General features: G+C 48.5%; 26 protein-coding genes and 1 pseudogene. 11 read left to right on the forward strand and 16 right to left on the reverse strand.

Annotation, left to right across the window (positions count from 1 at the left end):
* Positions 1 to 180: 180 nt before the first annotated feature.
* From lldP to C3432_RS21480, 5 genes and pseudogenes are all read left to right on the forward strand, one after another.
* On the forward strand, positions 181 to 1,836 hold the full coding sequence (gene lldP, locus C3432_RS21460) for an L-lactate permease (RefSeq protein WP_103778691.1): 1,656 nt from the start codon (positions 181 to 183) through the stop codon (positions 1,834 to 1,836).
* Positions 1,833 to 2,609, forward strand: coding sequence for a transcriptional regulator LldR (lldR, locus tag C3432_RS21465; RefSeq protein ID WP_103778693.1), 777 nt, complete (start codon positions 1,833 to 1,835; stop codon positions 2,607 to 2,609). Before lldP ends, lldR begins: the two co-directional genes overlap by 4 nt.
* The gene (gene lldD / locus C3432_RS21470) at positions 2,606 to 3,796 is read left to right on the forward strand and encodes an FMN-dependent L-lactate dehydrogenase LldD (RefSeq protein WP_103778695.1); all 1,191 of its coding nucleotides are present in this window, start codon (positions 2,606 to 2,608) and stop codon (positions 3,794 to 3,796) included. Before lldR ends, lldD begins: the two co-directional genes overlap by 4 nt.
* A 53-nt stretch (positions 3,797 to 3,849) precedes the next feature.
* Positions 3,850 to 4,323, forward strand: a complete 474-nt coding sequence (gene trmL, locus C3432_RS21475) for a tRNA (uridine(34)/cytosine(34)/5-carboxymethylaminomethyluridine(34)-2'-O)-methyltransferase TrmL (protein ID WP_103778697.1) — start codon at positions 3,850 to 3,852, stop codon at positions 4,321 to 4,323.
* Positions 4,324 to 4,347: 24 nt separating this feature from the next.
* Positions 4,348 to 4,611, forward strand: a pseudogene (locus C3432_RS21480) (serine hydrolase); the annotation flags it as partial.
* 34 nt (positions 4,612 to 4,645) lie between these two features.
* Here C3432_RS21480 and C3432_RS21485 read toward each other — a convergent pair.
* The 10 genes from C3432_RS21485 to C3432_RS21530 form a co-directional block, all read right to left on the reverse strand.
* The gene (locus tag C3432_RS21485) at positions 4,646 to 5,050 is read right to left on the reverse strand and encodes a hypothetical protein (RefSeq protein ID WP_103778699.1); all 405 of its coding nucleotides are present in this window, start codon (positions 5,048 to 5,050) and stop codon (positions 4,646 to 4,648) included.
* Positions 5,025 to 6,500: a PAAR domain-containing protein gene (locus tag C3432_RS21490; protein WP_103778701.1), complete on the reverse strand. Its 1,476-nt coding sequence runs from the start codon at positions 6,498 to 6,500 to the stop codon at positions 5,025 to 5,027. The genes C3432_RS21485 and C3432_RS21490 overlap by 26 nt, the downstream gene beginning before the upstream one ends.
* Positions 6,501 to 6,507: 7 nt before the next feature.
* The gene (locus C3432_RS21495) at positions 6,508 to 7,194 is read right to left on the reverse strand and encodes a hypothetical protein (RefSeq protein ID WP_103778703.1); all 687 of its coding nucleotides are present in this window, start codon (positions 7,192 to 7,194) and stop codon (positions 6,508 to 6,510) included.
* A 327-nt stretch (positions 7,195 to 7,521) separates the two neighbouring features.
* A complete protein-coding gene (locus C3432_RS27535; protein WP_146050950.1) occupies positions 7,522 to 7,908 on the reverse strand; it encodes a hypothetical protein in 387 nt (128 codons plus the stop codon).
* Positions 7,909 to 7,923: 15 nt separating this feature from the next.
* The gene (locus C3432_RS28435; RefSeq protein ID WP_374755484.1) at positions 7,924 to 8,235 is read right to left on the reverse strand and encodes an Arm DNA-binding domain-containing protein; all 312 of its coding nucleotides are present in this window, start codon (positions 8,233 to 8,235) and stop codon (positions 7,924 to 7,926) included.
* 242 nt (positions 8,236 to 8,477) lie between these two features.
* Positions 8,478 to 9,299 carry a serine O-acetyltransferase gene (gene cysE / locus C3432_RS21510; RefSeq protein ID WP_103778709.1) on the reverse strand — a complete coding sequence of 274 codons (822 nt, stop codon included), beginning with the start codon at positions 9,297 to 9,299 and terminating at the stop codon, positions 8,478 to 8,480.
* Positions 9,300 to 9,377: 78 nt separating this feature from the next.
* The gene (gene gpsA, locus C3432_RS21515) at positions 9,378 to 10,397 is read right to left on the reverse strand and encodes an NAD(P)H-dependent glycerol-3-phosphate dehydrogenase (RefSeq protein ID WP_103778711.1); all 1,020 of its coding nucleotides are present in this window, start codon (positions 10,395 to 10,397) and stop codon (positions 9,378 to 9,380) included.
* Positions 10,397 to 10,864 carry a protein-export chaperone SecB gene (gene secB, locus C3432_RS21520; protein WP_103778713.1) on the reverse strand — a complete coding sequence of 156 codons (468 nt, stop codon included), beginning with the start codon at positions 10,862 to 10,864 and terminating at the stop codon, positions 10,397 to 10,399. Before secB ends, gpsA begins: the two co-directional genes overlap by 1 nt.
* A gap of 50 nt (positions 10,865 to 10,914) precedes the next feature.
* On the reverse strand, positions 10,915 to 11,166 hold the full coding sequence (gene grxC, locus C3432_RS21525; RefSeq protein ID WP_103778715.1) for a glutaredoxin 3: 252 nt from the start codon (positions 11,164 to 11,166) through the stop codon (positions 10,915 to 10,917).
* A 13-nt stretch (positions 11,167 to 11,179) separates the two neighbouring features.
* Positions 11,180 to 11,611: a rhodanese-like domain-containing protein gene (locus C3432_RS21530; RefSeq protein ID WP_103778717.1), complete on the reverse strand. Its 432-nt coding sequence runs from the start codon at positions 11,609 to 11,611 to the stop codon at positions 11,180 to 11,182.
* Positions 11,612 to 11,858: 247 nt separating this feature from the next.
* Between C3432_RS21530 and gpmM the strand changes: the two genes are divergently transcribed.
* Genes gpmM through C3432_RS21545 form a run of 3 tightly spaced genes read left to right on the forward strand, consistent with a single transcriptional unit; the run spans position 11,859 to position 15,650 of the window.
* The gene (gpmM, locus tag C3432_RS21535) at positions 11,859 to 13,403 is read left to right on the forward strand and encodes a 2,3-bisphosphoglycerate-independent phosphoglycerate mutase (protein WP_103778719.1); all 1,545 of its coding nucleotides are present in this window, start codon (positions 11,859 to 11,861) and stop codon (positions 13,401 to 13,403) included.
* Positions 13,404 to 13,412: 9 nt separating this feature from the next.
* Positions 13,413 to 14,696 carry a murein hydrolase activator EnvC gene (gene envC / locus C3432_RS21540; protein ID WP_103778721.1) on the forward strand — a complete coding sequence of 428 codons (1,284 nt, stop codon included), beginning with the start codon at positions 13,413 to 13,415 and terminating at the stop codon, positions 14,694 to 14,696.
* A gap of 3 nt (positions 14,697 to 14,699) precedes the next feature.
* Positions 14,700 to 15,650: a divergent polysaccharide deacetylase family protein gene (locus tag C3432_RS21545; RefSeq protein WP_103778723.1), complete on the forward strand. Its 951-nt coding sequence runs from the start codon at positions 14,700 to 14,702 to the stop codon at positions 15,648 to 15,650.
* On the opposite strand, the gene C3432_RS21550 is transcribed toward C3432_RS21545, so the two are convergent.
* The 4 genes from C3432_RS21550 to yibB all read right to left on the reverse strand — a co-directional run bounded on the left by C3432_RS21550 (position 15,637) and on the right by yibB (position 20,420).
* Positions 15,637 to 16,671 (reverse strand): glycosyltransferase, encoded by a 1,035-nt coding sequence (locus tag C3432_RS21550; RefSeq protein WP_103778725.1) that lies wholly within the window; start codon positions 16,669 to 16,671, stop codon positions 15,637 to 15,639. The genes C3432_RS21545 and C3432_RS21550 overlap by 14 nt on opposite strands.
* A gap of 245 nt (positions 16,672 to 16,916) precedes the next feature.
* The gene (tdh, locus tag C3432_RS21555; protein ID WP_103778727.1) at positions 16,917 to 17,942 is read right to left on the reverse strand and encodes an L-threonine 3-dehydrogenase; all 1,026 of its coding nucleotides are present in this window, start codon (positions 17,940 to 17,942) and stop codon (positions 16,917 to 16,919) included.
* Between the two features lie 9 nt (positions 17,943 to 17,951).
* Complete coding sequence (gene kbl / locus C3432_RS21560; protein ID WP_103778729.1) at positions 17,952 to 19,148, reverse strand: glycine C-acetyltransferase; 1,197 nt, start codon at positions 19,146 to 19,148, stop codon at positions 17,952 to 17,954.
* Between the two features lie 414 nt (positions 19,149 to 19,562).
* The gene (gene yibB, locus C3432_RS21565) at positions 19,563 to 20,420 is read right to left on the reverse strand and encodes a protein YibB (RefSeq protein ID WP_103778731.1); all 858 of its coding nucleotides are present in this window, start codon (positions 20,418 to 20,420) and stop codon (positions 19,563 to 19,565) included.
* A gap of 255 nt (positions 20,421 to 20,675) precedes the next feature.
* On the opposite strand from yibB, the gene rfaD reads away from it, so the two are divergent.
* The 3 genes from rfaD to rfaC are packed head-to-tail and all read left to right on the forward strand — an operon-like array spanning position 20,676 to position 23,645.
* Positions 20,676 to 21,608 (forward strand): ADP-glyceromanno-heptose 6-epimerase, encoded by a 933-nt coding sequence (rfaD, locus tag C3432_RS21570; protein WP_103778733.1) that lies wholly within the window; start codon positions 20,676 to 20,678, stop codon positions 21,606 to 21,608.
* A 9-nt stretch (positions 21,609 to 21,617) separates the two neighbouring features.
* Positions 21,618 to 22,664, forward strand: a complete 1,047-nt coding sequence (gene rfaF, locus C3432_RS21575) for an ADP-heptose--LPS heptosyltransferase RfaF (RefSeq protein ID WP_103778735.1) — start codon at positions 21,618 to 21,620, stop codon at positions 22,662 to 22,664.
* A gap of 3 nt (positions 22,665 to 22,667) precedes the next feature.
* Positions 22,668 to 23,645, forward strand: coding sequence for a lipopolysaccharide heptosyltransferase RfaC (rfaC, locus tag C3432_RS21580; RefSeq protein WP_103778737.1), 978 nt, complete (start codon positions 22,668 to 22,670; stop codon positions 23,643 to 23,645).
* Positions 23,646 to 23,668: 23 nt separating this feature from the next.
* On the opposite strand, the gene C3432_RS21585 is transcribed toward rfaC, so the two are convergent.
* Positions 23,669 to 24,925 (reverse strand): O-antigen ligase family protein, encoded by a 1,257-nt coding sequence (locus C3432_RS21585; protein WP_258041641.1) that lies wholly within the window; start codon positions 24,923 to 24,925, stop codon positions 23,669 to 23,671.
* A 34-nt stretch (positions 24,926 to 24,959) separates the two neighbouring features.
* The gene (locus C3432_RS21590; protein WP_103778739.1) at positions 24,960 to 25,733 is read right to left on the reverse strand and encodes a glycosyltransferase family 25 protein; all 774 of its coding nucleotides are present in this window, start codon (positions 25,731 to 25,733) and stop codon (positions 24,960 to 24,962) included.
* Between the last annotated feature and the right edge of the window lie 18 nt (positions 25,734 to 25,751).

A 25,751-nucleotide genomic window follows, 5' to 3' on the forward strand; every position in this document is an offset into this window, starting at 1 on the left:
TGGTTCACAATTCATTAAAATCGCACTACACTATCGTTGCCAATAAATAACATTTAATTAACTATTCGTTGTCGCTATCCCTACACAACAATATTGGCAGGGCCACTTTTACACAGAGTGTGACGAAAAGATGAGCACAGACTCATTACACTCCGTGCGCTGGCCCTCAGGAGACCTGCAATGAATCTCTGGCAACAAAACTACGATCCAGCCGGGAATATCTGGCTTTCCAGCCTGATCGCATCGCTCCCGATTCTGTTTTTCTTTTTCGCGCTGATTAAGCTCAAGCTGAAAGGCTACATCGCCGCCTCGTGGACCGTGGTTATCGCACTGGCCGTGGCGCTACTGTTCTATAAAATGCCGGTCGATCATGCGCTGGCCTCTGTCGTGTACGGCTTCTTTTACGGCCTTTGGCCGATTGCCTGGATTATCATTGCTGCGGTGTTTGTCTATAAAATCTCGGTGAAAACCGGGCAATTCGACATTATCCGCTCTTCGATTCTCTCAATTACGCCTGACCAACGCCTGCAAATGCTGATCGTCGGTTTCTCGTTCGGGGCATTCCTCGAAGGTGCCGCAGGCTTTGGCGCACCGGTGGCGATCACCGCCGCCCTGCTGGTTGGGCTTGGTTTTAATCCACTGTACGCGGCAGGCTTGTGCCTGATTGTGAATACCGCCCCGGTAGCATTTGGCGCGATGGGTATCCCCATTCTTGTCGCCGGACAGGTCACCGGACTGGATAGTTTTGAAATCGGCCAGATGGTTGGTCGTCAGTTGCCGTTCCTGACGATTATCGTGCTGTTCTGGATCATGGCAATTATGGATGGCTGGCGCGGCGTAAAAGAGACCTGGCCTGCGGTTATGGTGGCGGGAGGTTCATTTGCTATCGCTCAGTATCTGAGTTCTAACTTTATTGGGCCAGAACTCCCGGATATTATCTCATCGTTAGTCTCACTGGTCTGCCTGACGCTGTTCCTGAAACGCTGGCAGCCGGTACGTATCTTCCGCTTTGGCGATATGGGCGCTTCACAGGTTGATCTGACCCTGGCGCGCACAAATTATACCTTTGGGCAGGTCGTTCGCGCCTGGACGCCATTCCTGTTCCTGACGGCCACCGTCACTCTCTGGAGCGTCCCGCCGTTTAAAGCCCTGTTCGCACCGGGTGGCGCGCTGTATAACTGGGTGATCAACATTCCGGTTCCGTTTCTTGATAAGCTGGTCGCCCGTATGCCTCCTGTGGTGCACGAAGCAACGGCCTACGCCGCCGTGTACAAATTCGACTGGTTCTCCGCAACCGGCACCGCCATTCTGTTCGCCGCTATCCTGTCCGTTATCTGGCTGAAGATGAAGCCATCTGCGGCGATCCAGACCTTTGGCAGTACGCTGAAAGAACTGGCGTTACCGATTTACTCCATCGGGATGGTGCTGGCCTTTGCGTTTATCTCCAACTATTCCGGGCTCTCCTCTACGCTGGCATTAGCGCTGGCGCACACGGGCAGCGCCTTCACCTTCTTCTCGCCGTTCCTCGGCTGGCTGGGCGTATTTCTGACGGGATCGGATACCTCGTCAAACGCGCTGTTCGCCGCCCTGCAGGCCACTGCCGCACAGCAAATTGGCGTTTCTGACGTGCTGATGGTGGCGGCCAATACCACCGGTGGTGTAACCGGCAAGATGATCTCGCCGCAGTCTATCGCTATTGCCTGCGCCGCAGTGGGGCTGGTCGGGAAAGAGTCGGATCTGTTCCGTTTTACCGTCAAACACAGCCTGATTTTCACCTGTATGGTGGGCGTAATAACCACGCTTCAGGCCTACGTCTTAACCTGGATGATTCCATGATAGTTATGCCCAGACGCCTGTCAGACGAGGTTGCCTCCCGTGTGCGGGCGCTGATTGAAGAACAACAGCTGGAGGCGGGTATGAAACTACCCGCTGAGCGCCAGCTTGCCGTACAGCTGGGCGTGTCGCGCAATTCCCTGCGCGAGGCGCTGGCAAAACTGGTGAGCGAAGGGGTGCTGCTCAGCCGTCGCGGCGGCGGGACGTTTGTCCGCTGGCAGCATGAGGACTGGTCTGAACATAACATCGTTCAGCCACTGAAAACCCTGATGGCAGACGACCCGGATTACAGTTTCGATATTCTGGAAGCGCGTCATGCCATCGAAGCCAGCACCGCCTGGCACGCCGCGCTGCGCGCCACTGAGATCGATAAAGAGAAAATTAAGCTCTGCTTCGAAGCCACGCTCAGCGAAGACCCGGACCTCGCCTCCCAGGCCGACGTCCGTTTTCATCTGGCTATCGCTGAAGCTTCCCACAACGTCGTGTTGTTGCAAACCATGCGTGGTTTCTTTGATGTGCTGCACTCCTCTGTAAAACAGAGCCGTCAGCGTATGTATCTCGTTCCGCCAGTCTTTTCACAGCTAACGGAACAGCACCAGGCGGTGATGGACGCCATTCTTGCCGGTGATGCTGATGGCGCGCGCAAAGCGATGATGGCGCACCTCAGCTTCGTCCACACCACCATCAAACGATTTGACGAAGACCAGGCCCGCCAGGCGCGAATCACCCGCCTGCCCGGTGACCACAATGATATTTCCAGGGAGAATAGATCATGATTATTTCAGCAGCCAGCGATTATCGCGCCGCAGCCCAGCGCATTCTGCCCCCTTTCCTGTTCCACTACATCGACGGTGGAGCGTATGCGGAGTACACCCTGCGCCGCAATGTGGAAGATTTGTCTCAGGTGGCGCTGCGCCAGCGTGTGTTGAAGAACATGTCTGACTTAAGCCTGGAAACGACGCTGTTTAGTGAAAAACTCTCCATGCCGGTCGCGCTGGGGCCAGTCGGCCTGTGCGGAATGTATGCCCGCCGTGGTGAAGTTCAGGCCGCCGCAGCAGCGGATGCGAAAGGGATCCCGTTCACCCTTTCCACCGTTTCCGTTTGCCCGATTGAGGAAGTTGCCCCAACCATTAACCGCCCGATGTGGTTCCAGCTGTACGTCCTGCGCGATCGTGGCTTTATGCGCAACGCCCTGGAGCGCGCTAAGGCGGCAGGCTGTTCCACGCTGGTTTTTACCGTTGATATGCCAACACCTGGCGCACGCTACCGTGATGCCCATTCCGGAATGAGCGGCCCGAATGCGGCAATGCGTCGCTACTGGCAGGCGGTGACCCATCCGCAGTGGGCGTGGGACGTCGGCCTGAACGGTCGCCCGCACGATCTGGGCAATATCTCTGCCTATCTGGGTAAACCGACCGGACTGGAGGATTACATCGGCTGGCTGGCGAATAACTTCGATCCTTCCATTTCATGGAAAGACCTCGAATGGATCCGTGAATTCTGGGATGGTCCAATGGTGATCAAAGGGATCCTCGATCCGGAAGATGCCCGCGACGCGGTACGATTCGGCGCGGACGGCATTATAGTTTCCAACCACGGCGGCCGTCAGCTTGATGGCGTACTTTCTTCCGCGCGTGCGTTGCCGGCCATTGCCGACGCGGTGAAAGGTGATATCGCAATTCTGGCAGACAGCGGGATCCGCAATGGTCTGGACGTGGTACGCATGATTGCGTTGGGGGCTGATACCGTACTGTTGGGGCGTGCTTATCTGTACGCACTGGCAACGGCGGGACAAGCAGGCGTCGCCAATTTACTGGATCTCATCGAGAAAGAGATGAAAGTCGCCATGACGCTAACCGGTGCGAAATCTATCAGTGAAATCAGCCGCGACTCACTGGTGCAGGAACTCGGGAAGTCGGTTCCGGCCGCGCTGGCGCCGCTCGCCCGGGGTGATGCCGCGTGAGGGGGAATTAAATATCTGTTATTCTGCCCCCCGCACTTAAGGGGGCAGCAAACATGCTTAACATCGTATTATTCGAACCAGAAATCCCGCCAAACACTGGCAATATCATCCGTCTTTGCGCCAACACCGGCTTTCGTTTGCATATCATTGAGCCGATGGGCTTCACCTGGGATGATAAGCGTCTGCGCCGTGCGGGACTGGATTACCACGAGTTTGCCGCCGTACAGCGCCATCACGATTATGCCGCCTTTGTCGCCGCAGAAAACCCGCAGCGCCTGTTTGCCCTGACCACGAAAGGAACGCCTGCGCACAGCGCGGTGAGCTACCAGGATGGCGATTATCTGATGTTTGGCCCCGAAACGCGTGGTCTACCGGTCAGTATTCTCGATGCGCTGCCCGCAGATCAAAAAATCCGCATACCGATGATGCCGGACAGTCGCAGCATGAATCTGTCAAATGCGGTGTCGGTGGTGGTGTATGAGGCCTGGCGCCAGTTGGGATATCCTGGCGCGGTATTGCGTAGTTAATTATTGTCGGATGGCGGCTGACGCCTGGGATGGCGTGTGAACGGTAACGCATTGATGACGCCAACATTCGGTGTGTTAGCCAGTTCAGAAACATACGGTCATACTGGATGGACCGGAACGCTGACGTCAATCGATCCAGTTAACCATATGGCTATTGTGATTTTCGGTAACAGGCCACACTCGCCAGTTGCAGATCCTAAAGTGAATCCAAATGTATTTGTGAGTGGGTTGCTACCTGCTGCAACATATGGTTGGATTGTTGATCAGATATATGGTGCATTGAAATAAAACTAATAAAGGGACTCCAACGGAGTCCCTTTATTCAAAAGACAATAAACACACTTATCCATACAGGAATGCATAATATCCACAGCATTGCTTCAATTTTAAATCCTAGTGTCAATTTGCAAGGTAAACTTCTTATTAAATTATAACCATCTATGCTCATATCATAATTTGAGATTTTATTATATTTGAAAATTAAAGTTTCCATAATAAACGCAACTTTAGTGAGATATAATCCAGGTGTGGCAAATAGACTCGCATTTTTGCATATTATTGCTGTAACAGGCAACGCTCCGATTTCCTTTTCATAGATTTCAACTATTTTTTTATATGCTATCTTATTGTAAAAGTAAAATACTATTATTAATAACATATTAAATGCAAGAACAAAGCTTATGATAACTTTTATAAGTTCCTCATTTTGAATAAAAAGAGTTTTCATATATAATATGATCTCCTACATAATTACCTGATTTTTCACCAACGTCTTCGCCATATTTTTCTGCAATTTTACCTGATGCAATAGTAACACCGACTCCTGTAACAAAACACAGAGTAGCACCGACACCGCCAGCTTCTATAGTGGAAAGTCCTAATACCCACGTACAAAGCGCAGTCGCGGCACGTCCGGCAGCGGCTCCGATCACCATACCACTTACCTGTTTAAATCCAAATTTACTATACTCTGTTATCGCCACTTTTTTGCAAGCACTTTCACGGCCTTTTGCACAGGCATCATAAATATTTGATGTGTATCCGGCAAAATCTAAAGCTATCCCAACAAAACCAACGGTTTTCATCAGTTTAATTAATTTAGCTGAATTTTCAATATATGTAGCATAGCCCTCAATATTATCCACTCCGGTTTTATCCCATTTGTGCATAATTGATCCTGTTGATAAACCTAAAGCTTTTTTTATGTTATTATATTCTTCTAAGTTAAGATGGGTTTTAGAATATTTGTTTAATAGAGAATTTAGTTTTTTAAATAGTCTTGCACGTTGACCGAAAAATTCCTCCCCCGATATAATTCCTTTATTATGGGCATATGTGTTTTTGTATAACTCCTGAATTTCAATTAATATTTTGTTTATTTCTTCATAATAACTGTTACCTGCCTCACTAATATAGCCAAAGCCGTCCCCAGCATTTCCTAAATAATTGCCAAAGAGTTGATATGAAAATGCATCCACGGCCCCTCTGTTGTCATGCAGTAATTTTGCTTCCTCTAAAGAAAGCGGTGCAAGAGCTTTATCTATTCTGTCACGCGCTTTTTGCAATGTCTGAATTTGTTCCTGATCTTGTTTTTCAGGATCAACAACAATCAAAATCGAACCTGGTTGTTTTTTCATATCAGGATTCAGTTTGTGGTATAGCTCACGTGTACCATCGGGAGGATTATTGAAAAACCACGATTCATACGACGATGGTGTGGCTTCGTATGGCAGTACACAAAATCCCGCATCTACAGGTTCACGGGGCGGTTTTTCGTCTTCAACCAGGTCAGATGGCTCTGGAGCTATTGTAAGCGGTTTCGGTGCGTGCTGTGGTGTTTCAGATACCATTTTGTTTGTTACCGGCCTGGCGGAATGGACTTTACTTTTACTCTCACATTCATAGCCATACGTTACATTATAAATTGAATTAATAAATTTGCACTTACACGGACATGTACCGGTGCTATGTGCTGTTCCGGCAGCCTGTACACCCTGTATATAATAATTAGGCTGTCCCCCTGCTATAGAATAAATATTTTTATCTCTACCACATATATATTTATCACCATTACGGGCAGTACACTGTCCATGAATTGTATGATTAGACGCACCCGTTATGATTCTCCCGCCACATGTTGTTTTATCGCCAACTCTTAAAAAACATGCAATACCCATAAAACCCTCACTTTATTAAATCATCTGGATTACAAAAAATCCAGTCATTGTCCCATGTCGCTAAGTAAACACAGTCAGATATTTCATCAAATTCTTTAATTTTAATATTTTTGAATGCTATTAAACTTTGCTCTTTTAAATAGTCACTATGATAATTACACTGTGATTTGGTATGGCTAATGAAGTTAGCATATCTTCTTTTCCACATTTTATTAAATTTTTCCGTCACATTTTCTGGTATTTCTAATATCGGGTATTCGCTGTCTTTTGTTATAGCACCAGAATTATACGTGATGGGGATGGTGGCCTGAACCAAATGGCAATTACATCTAATAATTTTATTGTCCTTATTGGCCCAGAAACCTGCGCTCAATAATAAATTATATGCGTGAGTTTTTTTGGTGGAATAATTATGCATCATCATTTCTTTGATGTTGAAATCATCCAGAGGATATACATCCCATTTTTCATTAAAATTTTCTTCTAAATAAGTTGAATAAAACGCTGCTTCCATCTTTGAACAAAATAAAGAAATTCCTTCTATGTCACTATCGTATTTCCTCCATAAAGGTTCTAACATTTCCTCATTTTTGTGGGTAATCTGATTATATATTCCAATAACGCGACCTAAAACCCATATTTGATGTTCGCAAATATATTGATATCTTTTTTTATTACCTTGATAAAAATACATTTTTAAATTTACTCATCTGCTAAAAATACAATAAAAGACGATTTTCACAATAAAATTTGTGTCTTTTGTCACATATTGTAAAAAAAATACTGAATAAAATTCTGGACGATTCAGGCTAAAAATAATTAATATATGACTAATTTGAAAAATGAATTGATCATAATGTTTTCACCTTTCCTATAATCAAATTTATCTCATTTAGCCCATTTTTTGATAGTAGAATGTGTAACGCTTTTTCCCATTTCAACGTTGTCTCTCTTTTTTCAATAATATAGTCGTATCTTTCGTAGTGTTTTTTACCAATACTACTATTATCGTGTTGATTTATTATGTCTTTTTCATTTTCTGTGAAATGCAGCATCCCAGATAGTGTTTTAAACGTTCGCCTGGTTTACTCGCGTTAATTTTTTGAATATTAGTTGTTGGGTTATGGGGCAGATGAAACTCTATACTATTTGAAACTGAGTTACCTGGCGGGTCGTTATCCACCACCATGCCGTATGCAAAAACCGCATGTGATTTTTTCCTGATTTTATCAGCTTGAGCCAGAAAACCTTTTTTAGCCCAACTCTGGAGCCACAGAGTTACCTGGGCTGGTGTGATCTCATTAGCGGTTTCATTGCCAGTAATTAGTCCCCGTTTGATAAGTTGATCTGGCAATATTTTATATTCGTTAACTGTACTTCTATATCCTTGTCGTACTTTGTGTGTCATTCCTGCCAGTTCAACTTAGCGCTGGTTAGCCTGCTCCAAAGAGTAGTAGGGCCAGTCTCCCAACGTCTTAAACTTACGTTTTCCGTCCAACTGGAATCTATAGACGAAACATTTTCGACCTGAAGGAAAAATTTTGATCCCAAGTAGCCCTGTTCCACGAGTACCATCGTTCCTGAAAACAGAGTACGATTCGTTTCTTGTCTTGAGATTTTTTATCACACTATCGTTTAACCGCATGTTGTTCTCCTTTGCATAACTATTGCATACAATCTGCATAACAGCGGGTGATGTTGTGGGTGCTGTTACTGTAAAATCGTATGCACGCATTTGGGATTTCACAACTATTAAATAGACTGTAAAATCAGACTGTTACGATTGGTTTGCGATTAAATTATAGTCAGTGATTTTGAATGATGTGGGCCTTATCCGACCTACTAACGCATTTGTCATTTATTTTTCGGGCGTTATCGGCGCAGTCAGACTGAACCTGGACTGCGCGCAGCCACCAGCGCGTACCCGCAGGGCGAGCACAGCCCTGGTTCAGTGTGACAAGTAAGATAGTCCGAAAACTAAATGCCATCTCCATACTCAAACGTATGGTGGATCCCGTTGAAGTGCTGATCCATGTCCATTGACGGTTTATCGCTGTCAGGCTTACCGACGATGCGTGCCGGAACGCCTGCGGCGGTGGTGTGCGGTGGTACCGGCTGTAACACAACGGAACCCGCGCCAATCTTCGCGCCACGCCCGACTTCGATATTGCCGAGAATTTTCGCCCCCGCGCCAATCATGACGCCTTCACGAATTTTTGGATGGCGATCGCCACCAGCCTTTCCGGTACCGCCCAGGGTCACCGATTGCAGAATAGAGACATCATCTTCAATCACGGCCGTTTCACCCACCACAATGCCGGTTGCATGATCGAGCATGATCCCGCGCCCAATCTTCGCCGCCGGGTGAATATCCACCTGAAAGGTCACAGAAACCTGATTTTGCAGGAAGATTGCCAGCGCGCGACGGCCTTCGTTCCACAGCCAGTGGCCAATACGATATGCCTGTAGCGCGTGAAAGCCCTTCAGGTACAGAAGCGGAGTGGAATATTTATCGACCGCCGGGTCGCGGGTGCGTACCGCCTGAATATCGCAGGCAGCAGAAGCAATCATTTCCGGGTCGGCGGCGTATGCCTCCTCCACCACTTCGCGAATGGCAATAGCAGGCATAATCGGCGAAGCCAGCTTGTTCGCCAGCATATAGCTCAGTGCGCTGCCCAGATTCTCATGCTTGAGTAACGTTGCGTGGTAAAAACTGGCAAGCATAGGCTCGCAGTCGGCCAGAGCCCGGGCTTCGGCTTTAATATTGTTCCAGACGATATCCAGTTCTTCACACGGCATTGCATACTCCAGACGATATGTTAATGACCGGCCAGTTCTTTGCTGGCCGGGTCACGTCGCTAACAAGGATCCCTGCGGCTAGTTGCTGCTGCGCTCATCCTTGCGTGCACGACCTAAGAGAGTCAATGCTGCCTCGCGCGCGTTTTTTCCGCAATATAATACTTGATAAATTTCCTCGGTTATTGGCATTTCGACACCAAAACGGTGTGCCAGGGCGCGAACTTCTTTTGTATTGCGGTAGCCTTCAACCACCTGACCAATCTTGTCCTGTGCGCCTTGTACATCCATGCCCTGACCGAGCATCATGCCAAAACGACGGTTACGCGACTGGTTGTCCGTGCAGGTCAGCACCAGATCGCCCAGCCCTGCCATCCCCATAAAGGTAGCAGGGTCGGCCCCCAGCGCCGCGCCCAGCCGCGACATTTCTGTCAGGCCACGCGTAATCAGCGCGGTGCGCGCATTTGCGCCAAAACCGATACCATCAGACATCCCGGCACCAATCGCAATCACGTTCTTCACCGCACCGCCAAGCTGCACGCCGATGAAATCCGGATTGCTGTAGACACGGAAGCTTTTGCCGCAGTGCAGCAGCTGCTGCAAATCTTCAGCAAAGGTGTCGTCAGTAGAGGCTAAAGAGATGGCCGTCGGCAATCCTGCCGCCAGCTCTTTAGCAAATGTCGGACCGGAAATGACCGCTAACGGAATTTGATCCCCCAGCGCCTCGCGGGCGACATCCTGCAACAGGCGACCCGTTTCGGCTTCCAGACCTTTGGTTGCCCAGACCAGGCGCGCATCAGGACGCATCAGCGGTTTAATCTGTCGCAACACTTCACCAAAGACATGACTTGGCACGACCACCAGAATATTCCGGCTGGCCGCCAGCGCAATGGCTAAATCACGCTCCAGGTGAAGCGTATCGGGAAAAGGCACATCAGGGAGAAACGCGACGTTGCAACGATCGTGCTCAAGGGTCGCGATATGTTCAGGATCGTGGCCCCACAGGACAACCTGGTGGCCATTTCTTGCCAGAGTAATAGCAAGAGCGGTGCCGTACGAGCCGGCACCAATCACAGTCATTGAAGCATTACTTTGGTTCATCAGGCATCCTGATGTTCTTCAGTACCTTCGCCAGCCTGCTGCTGTAAATAGTTCATGAACAGCGCATCGAAGTTAACCGGCGCAAGGTTGAGTTGCGGGAACGTACCGCGTGAAACCAGGCTGGTGATGCCTTCACGGGCATACGGGAACAGAATGTTCGGGCAGTATGCACCCAGGCAATGCGCCATCTGAGTTCCTTCGATACCGCTGATGGAGAAGATACCACCCTGCTGAACTTCGCACAGGAATGCTATTTCTTCATCCAGGGAAGCCGTTACGGTAACACGCAGCACCACTTCGTATACGTCATCTGCCAGTTGAGTCGATGCCGTATCCAGATCAAGTTTAACCTCTGGTTGCCAGTCTTTCTGGAAAACTTGCGGCGCATTTGGCGCTTCGAAAGAGACATCTTTGGTATAAATGCGTTGGATCTGGAAAGCCATTTCGGTGTTGTTTTGTTCTGACATGTGTAAAAACCCTTTAGTGTTGTCCTTAAATACCGCTTAGCGACGAAACGTTAGTTCAGCAGGGGATCCAGTCCACCACGCGCATCCAACGCATACAAGTCGTCGCAACCGCCAATGTGCTGTGCATCAATAAAAATCTGCGGAACCGTCGTGCGGCCACTGCGTTTGATCATCTCTTCACGTTTGGCAGCATCACCATCAATCGGAAGCTCCTGGAAGCTCACACCCTTACTGGTTAACAGCGCTTTTGCGCGATGGCAAAACGGGCAGGTCGCTTTGGTGTAGATTTCAATGTTGGCCATGACTTATCTCCGACTATTTTCCACGAACCAGCGGCAAATTCTCACCGCTCCAGCCCGCTACGCCTTCTTTCAGCACAAAGACTTTTTCAAAGCCCGCTTTAATCAGTGCGTTTGCTGATTCCTGGCACTGCATGCCTGAACCATCAACGACGATTAGAGGCTTATCTTTGTGCTTTTCAAGCTCACCAACGTTGTTGGCCTTGATGTCACTCGGCAGCATATTGGTGGAACCTGCGATATGGCCTTTACGGAAGTCGTCACGCTGGCGTAAATCAACGACAACGGCGTCTTCTTTGTTAATAAGACGTGTCGCTTCGCCGCGGGTAATCACCTTCACTTTGGAGGTCAGACCTTTGAACGTGGTGAACAATACCGCCACCAGTAACGCAATCCAGGCGATACTCAGTATGGGATGACGGCCAACAAATTGCATAATTTCTTGCATGGGGGGTAACAACTCCCGACTTAGTGATTAAAAAACCAGGGAAGGAGTATACCTTCGCGTTGGAGCAAATACAGCCAGAGCGTGCAATGGATTGCATTTTTGCGGGCTGCTACGGAAAAAAAAACCTAAATCAGCGCCATCCTCGCTGCCCCCCGGCGCATTCTTTGATCTTCTGAGGCTATTTTATCGATTCAGCTGTAGTAAAATTACGCAATTATTTTTGTCTATTGAGTGTGAGGTTGTCGCAATGTCGGTTTCTAAAAAACCTATGGTACTGGTGATTCTGGACGGTTATGGGTATCGCGAAGAGAGCCAGGATAACGCCATTTTTAGTGCCAAAACCCCGGTAATGGATGCTCTGTGGGCAAAACGTCCGCATACACTGATCGATGCTTCCGGTCTGGAAGTGGGTCTGCCTGACCGTCAGATGGGTAACTCCGAAGTGGGTCACGTTAACCTGGGCGCGGGTCGTATCGTCTATCAGGACCTGACGCGTCTGGATGTGGAAATTAAAGATCGCGCGTTCTTCGCGAACCCGGTACTCACGGGCGTCGTGGATCAGGCGAAAGATGCCGGTAAAGCCGTGCATATTATGGGCCTGCTGTCTGCGGGCGGCGTACACAGCCACGAAGATCACATCATCGCAATGGTGGAACTGGCAGCCGCGCGTGGTGCTGAAAAAATTTATCTGCACGCTTTCCTCGACGGGCGCGACACGCCGCCGCGCAGCGCTGAATCCTCACTGAAAAAGTTTGAAGAGAAATTTGCCGCACTGGGTAAAGGCCGCGTTGCTTCTATCGTGGGTCGTTACTACGCGATGGACCGCGACAACCGCTGGGATCGCGTTGAAAAAGCATATGACCTGCTGACGCTGGCACAGGGCGAATTCCAGGCAGATACCGCTGTGGCTGGCCTGCAGGCTGCCTATGCACGTGACGAAAACGACGAATTCGTAAAAGCGACCGTTATCCGCGCTGAAGGCCAGGCCGATGCCGCAATGGAAGACGGCGATGCGTTGATTTTCATGAACTTCCGTGCCGACCGTGCTCGTGAAATCACCCGTGCATTTGTTAACGCTGATTTCGACGGCTTCGCCCGTAAAAAAGTGGTTAACCTCAACTTCGTCATGCTGACCGAATACGCAGCAGATATCAAAACTGCCGTGGCTTACCCACCCGCATCACTGACGAACACCCTCGGCGAATGGATGGCGAAGAACGACAAAACCCAACTGCGTATCTCTGAAACAGAAAAATACGCGCACGTCACCTTCTTCTTTAACGGCGGCGTAGAAGAGCCGTTCAAAGGCGAAGACCGTATCCTTATCAACTCGCCGAAAGTCGCAACCTACGATCTGCAGCCAGAAATGAGCTCTGCAGAACTGACTGAAAAGCTGGTTGCGGCGATCGAGAGCGGCAAATACGACACCATCATCTGTAACTACCCGAACGGTGATATGGTCGGCCACACTGGCGTGATGGACGCGGCGGTCAAAGCGGTTGAAGCCCTGGATCACTGCGTTGAGCAGGTGACTAAAGCGGTGGAGTCCGTGGGTGGACAACTGCTGATCACGGCAGATCACGGCAACGCCGAGCAAATGCGCGATCCGTCCACGGGTCAGGCGCACACGGCGCACACTAACCTGCCGGTTCCGCTGATTTATGTGGGTGCGAAAAACGTGAAAGCCGTCGAAGGTGGCAAACTTTCCGATATCGCTCCGACCATGCTGACCCTAATGGGTATGGAAATCCCGCAAGAGATGACTGGTAAGGCGCTGTTCATCGTGGAATAATCCCTCCCCATGAGGGGAAAGGCGATTAATACCAATACACGGGCCGTGAAACCGCACTGGTTTTCAGTCAGGCCCTTGATCTACGCCAGCGTGGTGAGCGCTGGCGTATTGCTGTGCGCCTTTTCCGCCCACGCGGACGATCGCGACCAGCTCAAATCCATTCAGGCGGATATCGCAGCTAAAGAGCGCGCGGTACGTCAACAGCAGCAGCAGCGCTCTACCCTGCTTACGCAACTTAAAGCACAGGAAGAGGCTATTTCAGCCGCCGCCCGTCAGCTACGGGAAACCCAGAATACCCTCGCTCAGTTGAATAAGCAGATCGACGCGATGAATGCGTCCATTGCAAAACTGGAGCAGCAAAAAGCCACCCAGGAGCGTAGTCTTGCGGCGCAACTGGATGCCGCATTTCGCCAGGGCGAGCACACCGGTATTCAGCTCATCCTCAGCGGGGAAGAGAGCCAGCGCGGCCAACGCTTGCAGGCCTATTTTGGCTATCTGAACCAGGCACGTCAGGAGACTATTGCCGAGCTGAAGCAAACCCGGGAACAGGTTGCCGCGCAAAAAGCGGAGCTGGAAGAGAAACAGAGCCAACAGCAGACGCTGCTGTACGAACAGCGAGCCCAACAGGCGAAGCTGGAGCAGGCCCGTAATGAGCGCCAGAAAACGCTCAAAGGACTGGAGTCTTCCATTCAGCAGGGCCAGCAACAGCTGAGCGAATTGCGTGCGAACGAATCCCGTCTGCGCAATAGCATCGCCCGTGCGGAAGCGGCGGCCAAAGCGCGCGCCGAGCGAGAAGCCCGTGAAGCGCAGACCGTACGCAATAAACAGCAGGAAGCGACCCGCAAAGGCACGACCTACAAACCGACCGAAAGCGAAAAATCGCTGATGTCGCGTACTGGCGGTCTTGGCGCTCCCCGTGGTCAGGCCTACTGGCCCGTACGCGGCCCTACGCTGCATCGCTATGGCGAACAGCTGCAAGGTGAGCTACGTTGGAAGGGGATGGTTATCGGTGCATCTGAAGGGACGGAAGTCAAAGCGATTGCCGATGGCCGGGTTATTCTGGCTGACTGGTTGCAGGGCTACGGGCTGGTTGTCGTCGTGGAGCACGGTAAAGGCGACATGAGTCTTTACGGCTACAACCAGAGCGCGCTGGTCAGCGTGGGTTCGCAGGTTCGCGCCGGTCAACCTATTGCGTTGGTCGGCAGCAGTGGCGGCCAGGGTCGACCGTCGCTCTATTTCGAAATTCGTCGCCAGGGTCAGGCCGTCAATCCACAGCCGTGGTTGGGAAGATAAGTTTTGCCTCATTTTCGTCGTACCGTTCTCTCAATTGCCAGCCTGCTGGCATTCGCCTCTCCTGTGTTTGCTGGCAAACTGGCCATCGTGATCGACGATTTTGGCTATCGTCCACATAACGAAAATCAGGTGCTGGCGATGCCTTCCGCCATCTCCGTCGCTGTTCTGCCTAATGCTCCACATGCCCGTGAAATGGCGACCAAAGCGCATAACAGCGGGCATGAAGTGCTTATCCATCTGCCAATGGCACCGCTGAGCAAGCAGCCGCTTGAGAAAGATACGCTGCGTCCGGAAATGAGTAGTGATGAGATTGAGCGGATTATTCGCGATGCGGTGAACAAAGTACCGTATGCCGTGGGGCTGAATAACCATATGGGCAGTGCAATGACCTCCAGCCTGTTTGGTATGCAGAAAGTGATGCAGGCGTTAGGACGTTATAATCTTTACTTCCTCGACAGCATGACTATCGGCAATAGCCAGGCTATGCGCGCGGCAAGCGGCACTGGTGTGAAGGTGATTAAGCGCAAGGTGTTCCTCGACGACACGCAAAATGAAGCGGACATTCGCCGCCAGTTTAACCGCGCCATCGATCTTGCACGTCGTAACGGCTCAGCCATCGCGATTGGACATCCACATCCGTCGACGGTGTGCGTGCTGCAACAGATGGTCTATAACCTGCCAGCAGATATCACGCTGGTACGTGCGAGCAGCCTGCTCAACGAGCCGCAGGTTGACACCTCCACACCACCGAAAAACAACGATGCCCCGCGAAACCCGTTCCGCGGCGTGAAAGTATGTAAAGCCAGGAAGCCATTAGAACCGGTCTACACCAGTCGATTCTTTGGCGTATTGAGTGAGAGTATCAGCCAAAGCACACTGGTGACGTACTTCCAGCATCAGTGGCAGGGCTGGGGGAAAATTGCCTCCCCCAATAATATGGCTAACGCAGATTAAGCGCTTTACGCGCAATACGCTGGTGCGACAGCGTTTTGTCGCGCCATTGATACAAACGAAATGACCATAACAGCGCCTGATATGCCAGTTTAGCGCTGCGCACGTTAGTCACCATGCGCTTATACATACCCGAAGTAAAAACCTCCGCAATCATACGCTGACGCGTCAAAATATCGGGTTCTTTCCGTACTGAGTGGCAAACGCGTAATGCCTCATAGGTAATTTGTTGATGGAATTCCGGATAAATCGGAATTCGGTCGGCATAATCCCGATTCATTTTTTCTAACAATCGCGTAATCTTGATGTAATGACGCTGATAGTTAAGATTTTTATTACCTTGTCTTTTCAGTCGGCTAACGGAATTATTGTGCAGGAAGTATTTATACAACGATTGCTCAGTATAACGCGCACGCATGGCATTAAACATGAACGCCGTTGTCCACACGATATCCTGATGATGTAAACCAGGAATAAACTTAATATTATTCTTTTCGATAACATCACGGCGATAGATTCCCATCCACACCACGTGCGTCCAGCGGCGTGATGAAAGCGCCATCCGCAGCCAGTCTGGCCCGGTTAATACGCCGGTTGATCGGATACGATCGGTGGGGATTGATTGCCAGGTTCTTCCCGTCTCGCGGACACACCAGTCTGCGTTGCACTGTGCGACATCGAGATCGTCCTCTAATGCCATCGTCATCAACGTTTCATACATGGTCGGGTAAACCAGATCGTCCGCATCGACAAACGCAATGTACTTGCCTGTTGCCGCTTCCATTCCCCGGTTACGGGCTACCGATGCGCCAGCGTTAGCCTGATGCAACAGGTAAACGTGCGGATAGTTTTCCACGTAATGCTTTGCTATTTCGACGGAATTATCCGTTGAACCATCGTTAACAATAATGATTTCCAGGGCAGTCCATGTTTGCGCGATTAAAGATTCCATGCAGGCATTGAAATCATTACCCGCGTTATACAACGGGATAATAACACTGAGTTTATTTGCACTGTTCATCATAAAATTACCGAATAACCTTGAAGTCATGCTGCCTTTCTACCGTCTTTGTATTAAGAAACTATTAAGGCAGGAAAATATTATTTTTACGGTGTGCGAAGACTTCAGATTAGGAGGATGAAATGAACAGCAGAATAAGACGAAGACGCAATTACAAATTATTTAAGACAATCACAGGACTTTACAACTATTACGGATTTACCTTAGAGAAAAGGGCCGGAACACCAGCCCTTTTTTACGATAAAGCGTTAATCCCAGCTCAGGATCACTTTACCAGACTGACCGGAGCGCATGGCGTCGAAACCCTTCTGGAACTCATCAATCGAAAAACGATGGGTGATGACAGGTGACAGATCCAGACCAGACTGAATCAGCGCCGCCATCTTGTACCAGGTTTCAAACATCTCGCGACCGTAAATACCTTTGATGAACAGACCCTTAAAGATCACCTTCGTCCAGTCGATGGACATATCTGATGGTGGAATACCCAGCATGGCGATACGCCCGCCGTGGTTCATGGTGTCCAGCATGGTGCGGAACGCTGGCGGGGCGCCGGACATCTCCAGACCGACATCGAACCCCTCGGTCATGCCAAGTTCAGCCATCACATCGTTCAGATTCTCCCTGGCGACGTTGACCGCGCGGGTAATCCCCATTTTGCGCGCCAGTTCCAGACGGTATTCGTTAACGTCGGTAATCACCACATGGCGGGCGCCCACATGCTTCGCCACAGCCGCAGCCATGATGCCGATTGGCCCCGCACCAGAAACCAGAACATCTTCCCCCACCAGATCGAACGACAGTGCCGTATGCACCGCGTTACCAAACGGGTCGAAAATGGACGCTAAATCATCGGAGATATTGTCCGGGATCTTAAAGGCGTTAAACGCCGGGATCACCAGATACTCAGCAAAACAGCCGGGACGGTTTACGCCAACGCCGGTGGTGTTGCGGCACAGGTGAGTACGTCCGCCACGACAGTTGCGACAGTGACCACAGGTAATATGACCTTCGCCGGAGACGCGATCGCCAATGTTGAATCCTTTGACTTCCTGGCCAATACCGACCACTTCGCCAACGTATTCATGACCAACGACCATAGGAACCGGGATGGTTTTTTGCGACCATTCATCCCAGTTGTAGATGTGAACGTCAGTGCCGCAGATGGCTGTTTTACGGATTTTAATTAGCAGATCGTTGTGGCCAACTTCCGGTTCAGGAACGTCGGTCATCCAGATGCCTTCTTCCGCTTTCAGTTTGGATAACGCTTTCATCTCACATCCTCAGGCAATTACGCCCAGTTGTTTACCAATCCGCGTGAACGCCGCGACCGCACGCGTAATTTGTTCAGGAGTGTGTGCCGCAGACATCTGGGTACGGATTCGCGCCTGGCCTTTCGGAACGACCGGATAGAAAAACCCGGTAACGTAAATCCCCTCTTTTTGCAGCTCGCGAGCAAACTCTTGTGCAATGACCGCATCTCCCAGCATCACCGGGATAATGGCATGGTCAGCACCTGCAAGTGTAAAGCCCGCGGCAGACATCTGCTCGCGGAACTGACGCGCATTCGCCCACAGGCGGTCACGCAGTTCAGCACCTGCTTCAACCATTTCAAGCACTTTAATGGAGGCGGCAACAATGGCAGGTGCCAGGGAGTTGGAGAACAAATAGGGACGAGAGCGCTGACGCAGCCACTCAACCACCTCTTTACGCGCCGCGGTGTAGCCGCCTGATGCCCCACCCAGCGCTTTACCCAGCGTACCGGTGATGATATCTACACGCCCCATAACATCGCAGTATTCATGAGAACCGCGTCCGTTTTGCCCCACAAAGCCAACAGCATGGGAGTCATCGACCATCACCAGCGCGTCGTATTTATCGGCCAGATCACAAACCCCTTTCAGGTTGGCGATAACACCATCCATTGAGAACACCCCGTCGGTGGCAATCAGAACGTGGCGCGCACCGGCTTCGCGCGCCTCTTTCAAACGCGTTTCCAGTTCCTGCATATCGTTGTTGGCATAACGGAAGCGTTTAGCCTTACACAGACGAACGCCATCAATGATAGAGGCGTGGTTTAACGCATCAGAGATGATCGCGTCTTCTGCACCCAGCAGCGTTTCGAACAGACCGCCGTTAGCATCAAAGCAGGAGGAGTAGAGGATGGCATCTTCCATCCCAAGGAACGTGGCCAGCTTTTGCTCCAGCTGTTTATGGCTGTCTTGAGTGCCACAGATAAAGCGCACTGACGCCATTCCAAATCCGTGAGAATCCATTCCCGCTTTTGCTGCTGCAATCAGTTCCGGATGGTTTGCAAGACCCAGATAGTTGTTGGCACAGAAGTTAATGACGTGGCTTCCATCCGCCACCGTGATATCCGCCTGCTGCGCAGACGTGATAATGCGCTCTTCTTTAAACAATCCTTCCGCACGAGCGGTTTCCAGATCGTTAGTTAACTGTTTGTAAAAATCCCCACGCATTGCGATTCTCCAGACTGGGCAAATTTCAGCACATCTTACCTAACCCTGGACGCTGATACGAGATGACGCATTATCAGTTCTTTAAAATGCAGGATAAATCACGCGATGATGGTTGTTTTGTGGGACTAAAAAAGCCTATACAGGCAACGAAAAAATACTTAACACTTTGATAGATATTAATTTTTATCAGAAATCAAAATCAATGACAAAACACCTGTCTGAAGGCCGTTGACTATCAGCCATACAGGATAAAAGATGTATATACGCGTCATACTTCAAGTTGCGGCTGTGTTGGCTTTGTTACTCGGCCCATCACAGGGCCTCACCCCTTCGGGGACAGCGCAAACGCTGTTCAAAACGACTACGCGTTTTGTCCCGCAACTCGAATTATTTAGAGTATAAAAAAGAAACAGGTTACTTCCCGGAAAGCAAAATTCTGAAGGCCTGAAGTTTTGAACCCAATTTCGTTCTCTTAAAACAACGAAAAAGATCAAACCATTTTCTCCGCCCCAAATAATTAAGCTGGAAAAGATCCGGTCGCTTGTAATAGCACATGACAAATATACCCTGATCGTCATCTACTATATTGTTTTGTAAGGTAATTTTCTGACTTTTTGTTACAAGGGGATAGAATTCCATCCATTTTTCCTGAGAGCCAACAAGCGCACCACCAATTATGTATACATGGTTTCCAATCATAAAATCGAAGACCTGTTGCTGCGAATTCACTCTCAGACCCTTTTTAATTGTAAAAAGATGCATTTTGTTACGATCAAATGGGAAATCCCAGACTTTCAAACCACGCAAAACATTTGGCTTACGGCAATAGCCAAAATCGATCCATGCAACCATCGGCGTTTTGATCAAATCCAAATGAATAGCTTTGTTGACAAAATAGCTCTTTAAATTACAAACAAGAACATAGTCCGGCGACCAATATTCCGGATTTTTTAACTGCCGGGGCTCTAATTTGTCTGTAAAAGCTTTATCCTGTTGAACTCTTTCAATACGACGTCGTATATATTTAAATTTATTTTTTATATCAATCGCAATAACTGTTGTAGGCTTGCCGCGGCGTAGATTTTCGACTTTGGATTTTAATTCCGGCGAGGTAAAAATGACCATATCATTTTCAAGCGCAGCCAGTCGTTCAAAATAATTAAAATAAACATCAACTGAACGAGCAAGCTTATCTCGAAATCCTTTATTAGCAGTCCATTCCCCTCTACCAATATCAAAGTATGCAGTTACAATTGTGGTAGATGATGTCATCGCGAATAAAAAACATTATCGTAAAAGAAAAATGATACCACAGCCTTTAATACATTGTATATAGATTGTTTTATAAACGCCACTACACGGCTAAAGATATATCTTATACTCGCTATCACGATTCTATCCATTAGTAAAAGTAAACTAACTTCAAATCATACGCTGCCAGGGCTGAAGGGATTTAGATGTGATGGTATGATTACAGACATTCGTGTCTGAGATTGTCTCTGACTACATAATTCGAAGGTTACAGTTATGATCATCGTTACCGGCGGCGCGGGCTTTATCGGCAGCAATATCGTTAAGACCCTGAATGATAAAGGTATCACCGATATTCTGGTGGTGGACAACCTGAAAGACGGCACCAAGTTCGTTAACCTGGTGGATCTGAATATTGCTGACTATATGGATAAGGAAGATTTCCTGATCCAGATTATGGCCGGAGAAGAGTTCGGCGATATTGAGGCGATTTTCCATGAAGGTGCATGCTCATCCACCACTGAGTGGGACGGCAAGTATATGATGGATAACAACTATCAATACTCTAAAGAGCTGCTGCATTACTGCCTGGAACGTGAGATCCCCTTCCTGTACGCCTCTTCTGCCGCCACCTACGGCGGTCGTACCTCTGACTTCATCGAATCCCGTGAATATGAAAAACCGCTGAACGTTTACGGCTATTCAAAATTCCTGTTCGACGAGTATGTGCGTCAGATCCTGCCGGAAGCGAACTCGCAGATTGTCGGCTTCCGCTATTTCAACGTTTACGGACCGCGTGAAGGCCACAAAGGCAGCATGGCAAGCGTCGCTTTCCATCTTAATACCCAGCTTAATAACGGCGAAACGCCGAAGCTGTTTGAAGGTAGCGAAAACTTTAAGCGCGACTTCGTGTATGTGGGCGATGTGGCGGACGTTAACCTCTGGTTCTGGGAGAACGGCGTATCCGGTATCTTCAACCTGGGAACGGGTCGTGCAGAATCCTTCCAGGCCGTGGCGGATGCCGCACTGGCATTCCACAAGAAAAGTGAACTTGAGTACATTGCGTTCCCGGAAAAACTAAAAGGTCGTTATCAGGCCTTCACGCAGGCAGATCTGACTAATCTGCGTGCCGCAGGCTATGACAAATCGTTTAAGACCGTTGCTGAAGGCGTAACGGAATATCTGACCTGGCTGAACCGCGACGCATAAGACATATCTATGAGAATTTTGGTGATCGGCCCGTCCTGGGTGGGCGACATGATGATGTCGCAAAGTCTCTATCGCACGCTCAAGGCGCGCTATCCCCAGGCGATAATCGATGTGATGGCACCCGCGTGGTGTCGTCCGCTGTTATCGCGGATGCCGGAAGTCAACGAAGCGATCCCGATGCCGCTTGGACACGGGGCACTGGAGATCGGTGAACGTCGCAAGCTGGGCCATAGTCTGCGCGAAAAGCGTTATGACCGCGCTTACGTGTTACCTAATTCGTTTAAATCCGCGCTTGTTCCATTCTTTGCCGGCATTCCTCATCGTACTGGCTGGCGCGGCGAGATGCGCTACGGTCTGCTTAATGATGCCCGCGTGCTGGACAAAGCAGCCTGGCCACTGATGGTTGAGCGCTATGTGGCGTTGGCCTATGACAAAGGCGTAATGCGTACGGCAAAAGATCTGCCGCAGCCCCTGCTGTGGCCGCAACTTCAGGTTAGTGATGGTGAAAAATCCCTGACCTGCAACGCGTTTTCACTATCTGATGAACGACCAATGATTGGCTTCTGCCCTGGCGCAGAATTCGGGCCTGCGAAACGCTGGCCGCACTACCACTATGCGCAACTGGCAAAACAACTCATCGATGAAGGCTATCAAATCGTGTTGTTTGGTTCAGCAAAGGATCATGAGGCGGGGAATGAGATTCTGACAACGCTGAGTGAAGAGCAGCTGACATGGTGCCGTAATCTGGCCGGTGAAACACAGCTTGAGCAGGCCGTGATTCTTATCGCTGCCTGTAAGGCCATCGTTACCAATGATTCAGGGCTGATGCATGTCGCCGCAGCGCTGAATCGTCCTCTGGTTGCCCTCTATGGTCCCAGCAGTCCCGATTTCACTCCCCCACTTTCGCACAAAGCGCGCGTGATACGTCTGATTACGGGTTATCACAAAGTGCGCAAAGGCGATGCGGCTGAAGGGTATCACCAGAGTCTGATAGACATTACGCCAGTACGCGTACTGGAAGAACTCAATAGTCTGTTGCTACAAGAGGAAGCCTGACGAATGCGAGTTCTGATCGTCAAAACATCATCAATGGGTGATGTATTACATACGCTTCCCGCGCTGACCGATGCGCAGCAGGCTATCCCTGGTATTCGTTTTGATTGGGTAGTAGAAGAAGGATTTGCCCAGATTCCCTCCTGGCATGGCGCGGTTGATCGTGTGATCCCAGTTGCGATTCGTCGCTGGCGCAAAGCCTGGTTTTCGGCAGCAATTAAAGCGGAGCGCAAAGCCTTTCGCAATGCCGTTCAGACAGAGCAATACGATGCGATTATTGATGCTCAGGGGCTGGTAAAAAGCGCCGCGCTCGTCACGCGACTGGCACGTGGAATAAAGCACGGCATGGACTGGCAAACCGCCCGCGAGCCGCTGGCCAGCCTGTTTTATAATCGTCGCCATCATATCGCCAGGCAGCAGCATGCGGTGGAGCGTACCCGGGAACTATTTGCCAAAAGTCTGGGTTATAACAAACCTCAGACCCAGGGCGACTACGCCATTGCACAACATTTCCTGACAAATCTGGATGCCGATGCCGATCAGTATGCAGTATTTCTGCATGCCACAACGCGGGACGATAAACACTGGCCCGAGGCAAACTGGCGAGAGTTGATTAGCTTGTTGGGGGATGCGGGAATTCATATTAAGTTGCCCTGGGGGGCACCTCATGAAGAAGCGCGAGCCAAAAGGCTGGCGGAGGGGTTTGATTACGTCGAGGTCTTACCGAAGATGAGTCTGGAGGGTATTGCGCGCATACTGGCAGGCGCAAAGTTTGTCGTGTCGGTTGATACCGGTCTGAGTCATCTGACTGCGGCGCTCGATCGGCCTAATATTACGCTATATGGCCCAACGGATCCGGGTCTAATTGGGGGTTATGGGAAGAACCAGGTAGAATGTCGGGCGCCGGAAGGTAGATTAGCTTTATTGACGCCTGAAAGGATTGCTTGTAATTTTGTTAAGCAACGTCTCCAGACAAATGGATGAGTTTTTAACCCATCCATTTTCATTTATTTTTCTTCTTCTTTTTTAGTTAATAGCGATGTTGAAAGGAATAAACAGACTATCCATGCAGCAGGTATTGGTTTCGCATGGGTGATTACGTCGCTCAGGCCAAATAATATGATCGCTGCGGGGAAAACGAGCAGTAAATATTGTTTTTCACGAATACAATAATAAATCATTGTGGTATAGAAAAACAACAAGAAAATAACGCCAAAGACACCTTTCGTAGATAATGCTTCTACAACTTCGTTGTGCATATGAACATCAAGGAATTCTGTCGCGCCTTTATAAATATTATTCTCCTTACTTAACTCTTTAATGTTGATCGCCCTCTGCTCAAGGGATTGCCATGATAGCCCCTCTGGAGCGACCTCAACACCTGCGCGAATCATTGAAAAACGAGCACCGACTGAGGATCGGCTATTATTCTTCGTTGTATATAAATTAATATCATTTTGAAGAGATTTTACCCGATTTTCAATTTCTTTACTAAATAACAACCCGCAACCGAAGAGTAATATGAAAACGCCAGCAAGGCCTTTAAACAAAAAAACTCGCTGATTACGATGTTGGATATAGAGCATGGCGATAGTAATCATTGGATAACTAACGATGGCGGCTCGTGTTCCTGTCATCATGACTGCCACAAAACTTAGGGTGAAGTTAATATAAAAAAATACCCATTTATACTTTGAGTCCAGCTTCATAAAAACTATAGACGCATATAGTGCGCAAAACGTTATCACATAAGCAGCAATTGTCGCAGCCCCCATCTGGCCTATATTACCATTCATTGCGGAAAGGGGGATTCTATCAGCATGCAAAATAAGACTTTGATAATAAGATCGTAATAAAACCACTAATTGCATCAATATTACAGCAATTAAATGAAATTTGATGTTAAAACCAGATTTACTTTTATTTAAAAACAATAATGTAAAAGAACAAAACAATAACATTTTTCCTGCTTCTAAATATCCACGATAAGCATTCTTGTAAACAACATCATTGGTTTTGTAAAATTCATACCACGAAAGATCAATTGCACCTAGCAAAAACATGCCTGCAACCAAAACAATAACCCTCCTGTCAAAATAACGAACAGGAGAAGTTAAAAAAAATAAAAATGATAGAAAACCAGTTAACAGTATTATTTTATTGGTTATGTGTAGATTAATAGGAATAAATACAACAGCAACCAGATAGAGAAAGAAAATAAAATTGCTCAACCAATCTTTAATCAACTTAATACTAAATTCCACGCTTAGCCACCTACATTTAAATTTCTTATAAAGGTCATTTTAAAAATGAAAAAAATACAACCTTCACCCAAGAGCGAATTATTTTTGACCTCTTATTAAAGTAACTACGAGGTTGCTTGTGTTCAGACATTTGCATCCTCTCGACCTCAAGATGACTGTTTGAGATATTTAATACAGGATGTGAAATTATTTCATCGAGATAGAAGTTATTAATGATATGTTCCTGATGCATAAGTTTCCAACTATCTGCACGATAGGTGCCATAAACATTAGTTAATTCAATTAACTGACGAGCCATTTCATTATTCATGAGATAACAACAAGTCCGGCGTATCTTTTTTTGATTATAGTTAACTCGTCGGAAAGTACATGTTGATATTTTTTCTTTATTAAATAAACTTAACCCTAAAACAGGATAATCATGTAATCCTTTCTGTCCTCCCAATAAATATAGATTATCTTTTTTAAGTTTTCTTAACTCATCATTAGTTAACATAGAAAGAAATTTCTTTAAGCGGAAATCAACTGTGACATCGTCTTCAAGAATTAAGGCCCATTTAATATTCTCCGCAACCATTTTCTGATAAATGAACTGATGACTCAACGTACAAGCTATCTCACCATCGGTCATCTCATTACCAACTCCTTTATCCCTCATACTGTCAATCAGTACACGGTTACAAGGATCCTTAGCATCGATTGCATCAAAATAATTAAAATCAATATCCAAAGCAGAGAATTCAGCTGAAATTTTAGCTCTTCGAGCATCATCTCTTAGCAGAGAGACAATATAAACAGGGACTTTCATTAAGAAACCTTAATTTGA

This window comes from Citrobacter amalonaticus, from assembly GCF_002918555.1.
Lineage (GTDB): Bacteria > Pseudomonadota > Gammaproteobacteria > Enterobacterales > Enterobacteriaceae > Citrobacter_C > Citrobacter_C amalonaticus_A.

What these genes read in the sequence shown, in the direction of transcription:
- lldP (WP_103778691.1), top strand. Translation starts at nt 181, where the DNA reads ATGAATCTCTGGCAACAAAACTACGATCCAGCCGGGAATATCTGGCTT.
- lldR (WP_103778693.1), top strand. Translation starts at nt 1,833, where the DNA reads ATGATAGTTATGCCCAGACGCCTGTCAGACGAGGTTGCCTCCCGTGTG.
- lldD (WP_103778695.1), top strand. Translation starts at nt 2,606, where the DNA reads ATGATTATTTCAGCAGCCAGCGATTATCGCGCCGCAGCCCAGCGCATT.
- trmL (WP_103778697.1), top strand. Translation starts at nt 3,850, where the DNA reads ATGCTTAACATCGTATTATTCGAACCAGAAATCCCGCCAAACACTGGC.
- C3432_RS21485 (WP_103778699.1), bottom strand. Translation starts at nt 5,050, where the DNA reads ATGAAAACTCTTTTTATTCAAAATGAGGAACTTATAAAAGTTATCATA.
- C3432_RS21490 (WP_103778701.1), bottom strand. Translation starts at nt 6,500, where the DNA reads ATGGGTATTGCATGTTTTTTAAGAGTTGGCGATAAAACAACATGTGGC.
- C3432_RS21495 (WP_103778703.1), bottom strand. Translation starts at nt 7,194, where the DNA reads ATGTATTTTTATCAAGGTAATAAAAAAAGATATCAATATATTTGCGAA.
- C3432_RS27535 (WP_146050950.1), bottom strand. Translation starts at nt 7,908, where the DNA reads ATGACACACAAAGTACGACAAGGATATAGAAGTACAGTTAACGAATAT.
- C3432_RS28435 (WP_374755484.1), bottom strand. Translation starts at nt 8,235, where the DNA reads ATGCGTGCATACGATTTTACAGTAACAGCACCCACAACATCACCCGCT.
- cysE (WP_103778709.1), bottom strand. Translation starts at nt 9,299, where the DNA reads ATGCCGTGTGAAGAACTGGATATCGTCTGGAACAATATTAAAGCCGAA.
- gpsA (WP_103778711.1), bottom strand. Translation starts at nt 10,397, where the DNA reads ATGAACCAAAGTAATGCTTCAATGACTGTGATTGGTGCCGGCTCGTAC.
- secB (WP_103778713.1), bottom strand. Translation starts at nt 10,864, where the DNA reads ATGTCAGAACAAAACAACACCGAAATGGCTTTCCAGATCCAACGCATT.
- grxC (WP_103778715.1), bottom strand. Translation starts at nt 11,166, where the DNA reads ATGGCCAACATTGAAATCTACACCAAAGCGACCTGCCCGTTTTGCCAT.
- C3432_RS21530 (WP_103778717.1), bottom strand. Translation starts at nt 11,611, where the DNA reads ATGCAAGAAATTATGCAATTTGTTGGCCGTCATCCCATACTGAGTATC.
- gpmM (WP_103778719.1), top strand. Translation starts at nt 11,859, where the DNA reads ATGTCGGTTTCTAAAAAACCTATGGTACTGGTGATTCTGGACGGTTAT.
- envC (WP_103778721.1), top strand. Translation starts at nt 13,413, where the DNA reads ATGAGGGGAAAGGCGATTAATACCAATACACGGGCCGTGAAACCGCAC.
- C3432_RS21550 (WP_103778725.1), bottom strand. Translation starts at nt 16,671, where the DNA reads ATGATGAACAGTGCAAATAAACTCAGTGTTATTATCCCGTTGTATAAC.
- tdh (WP_103778727.1), bottom strand. Translation starts at nt 17,942, where the DNA reads ATGAAAGCGTTATCCAAACTGAAAGCGGAAGAAGGCATCTGGATGACC.
- kbl (WP_103778729.1), bottom strand. Translation starts at nt 19,148, where the DNA reads ATGCGTGGGGATTTTTACAAACAGTTAACTAACGATCTGGAAACCGCT.
- yibB (WP_103778731.1), bottom strand. Translation starts at nt 20,420, where the DNA reads ATGACATCATCTACCACAATTGTAACTGCATACTTTGATATTGGTAGA.
- rfaD (WP_103778733.1), top strand. Translation starts at nt 20,676, where the DNA reads ATGATCATCGTTACCGGCGGCGCGGGCTTTATCGGCAGCAATATCGTT.
- rfaF (WP_103778735.1), top strand. Translation starts at nt 21,618, where the DNA reads ATGAGAATTTTGGTGATCGGCCCGTCCTGGGTGGGCGACATGATGATG.
- rfaC (WP_103778737.1), top strand. Translation starts at nt 22,668, where the DNA reads ATGCGAGTTCTGATCGTCAAAACATCATCAATGGGTGATGTATTACAT.
- C3432_RS21590 (WP_103778739.1), bottom strand. Translation starts at nt 25,733, where the DNA reads ATGAAAGTCCCTGTTTATATTGTCTCTCTGCTAAGAGATGATGCTCGA.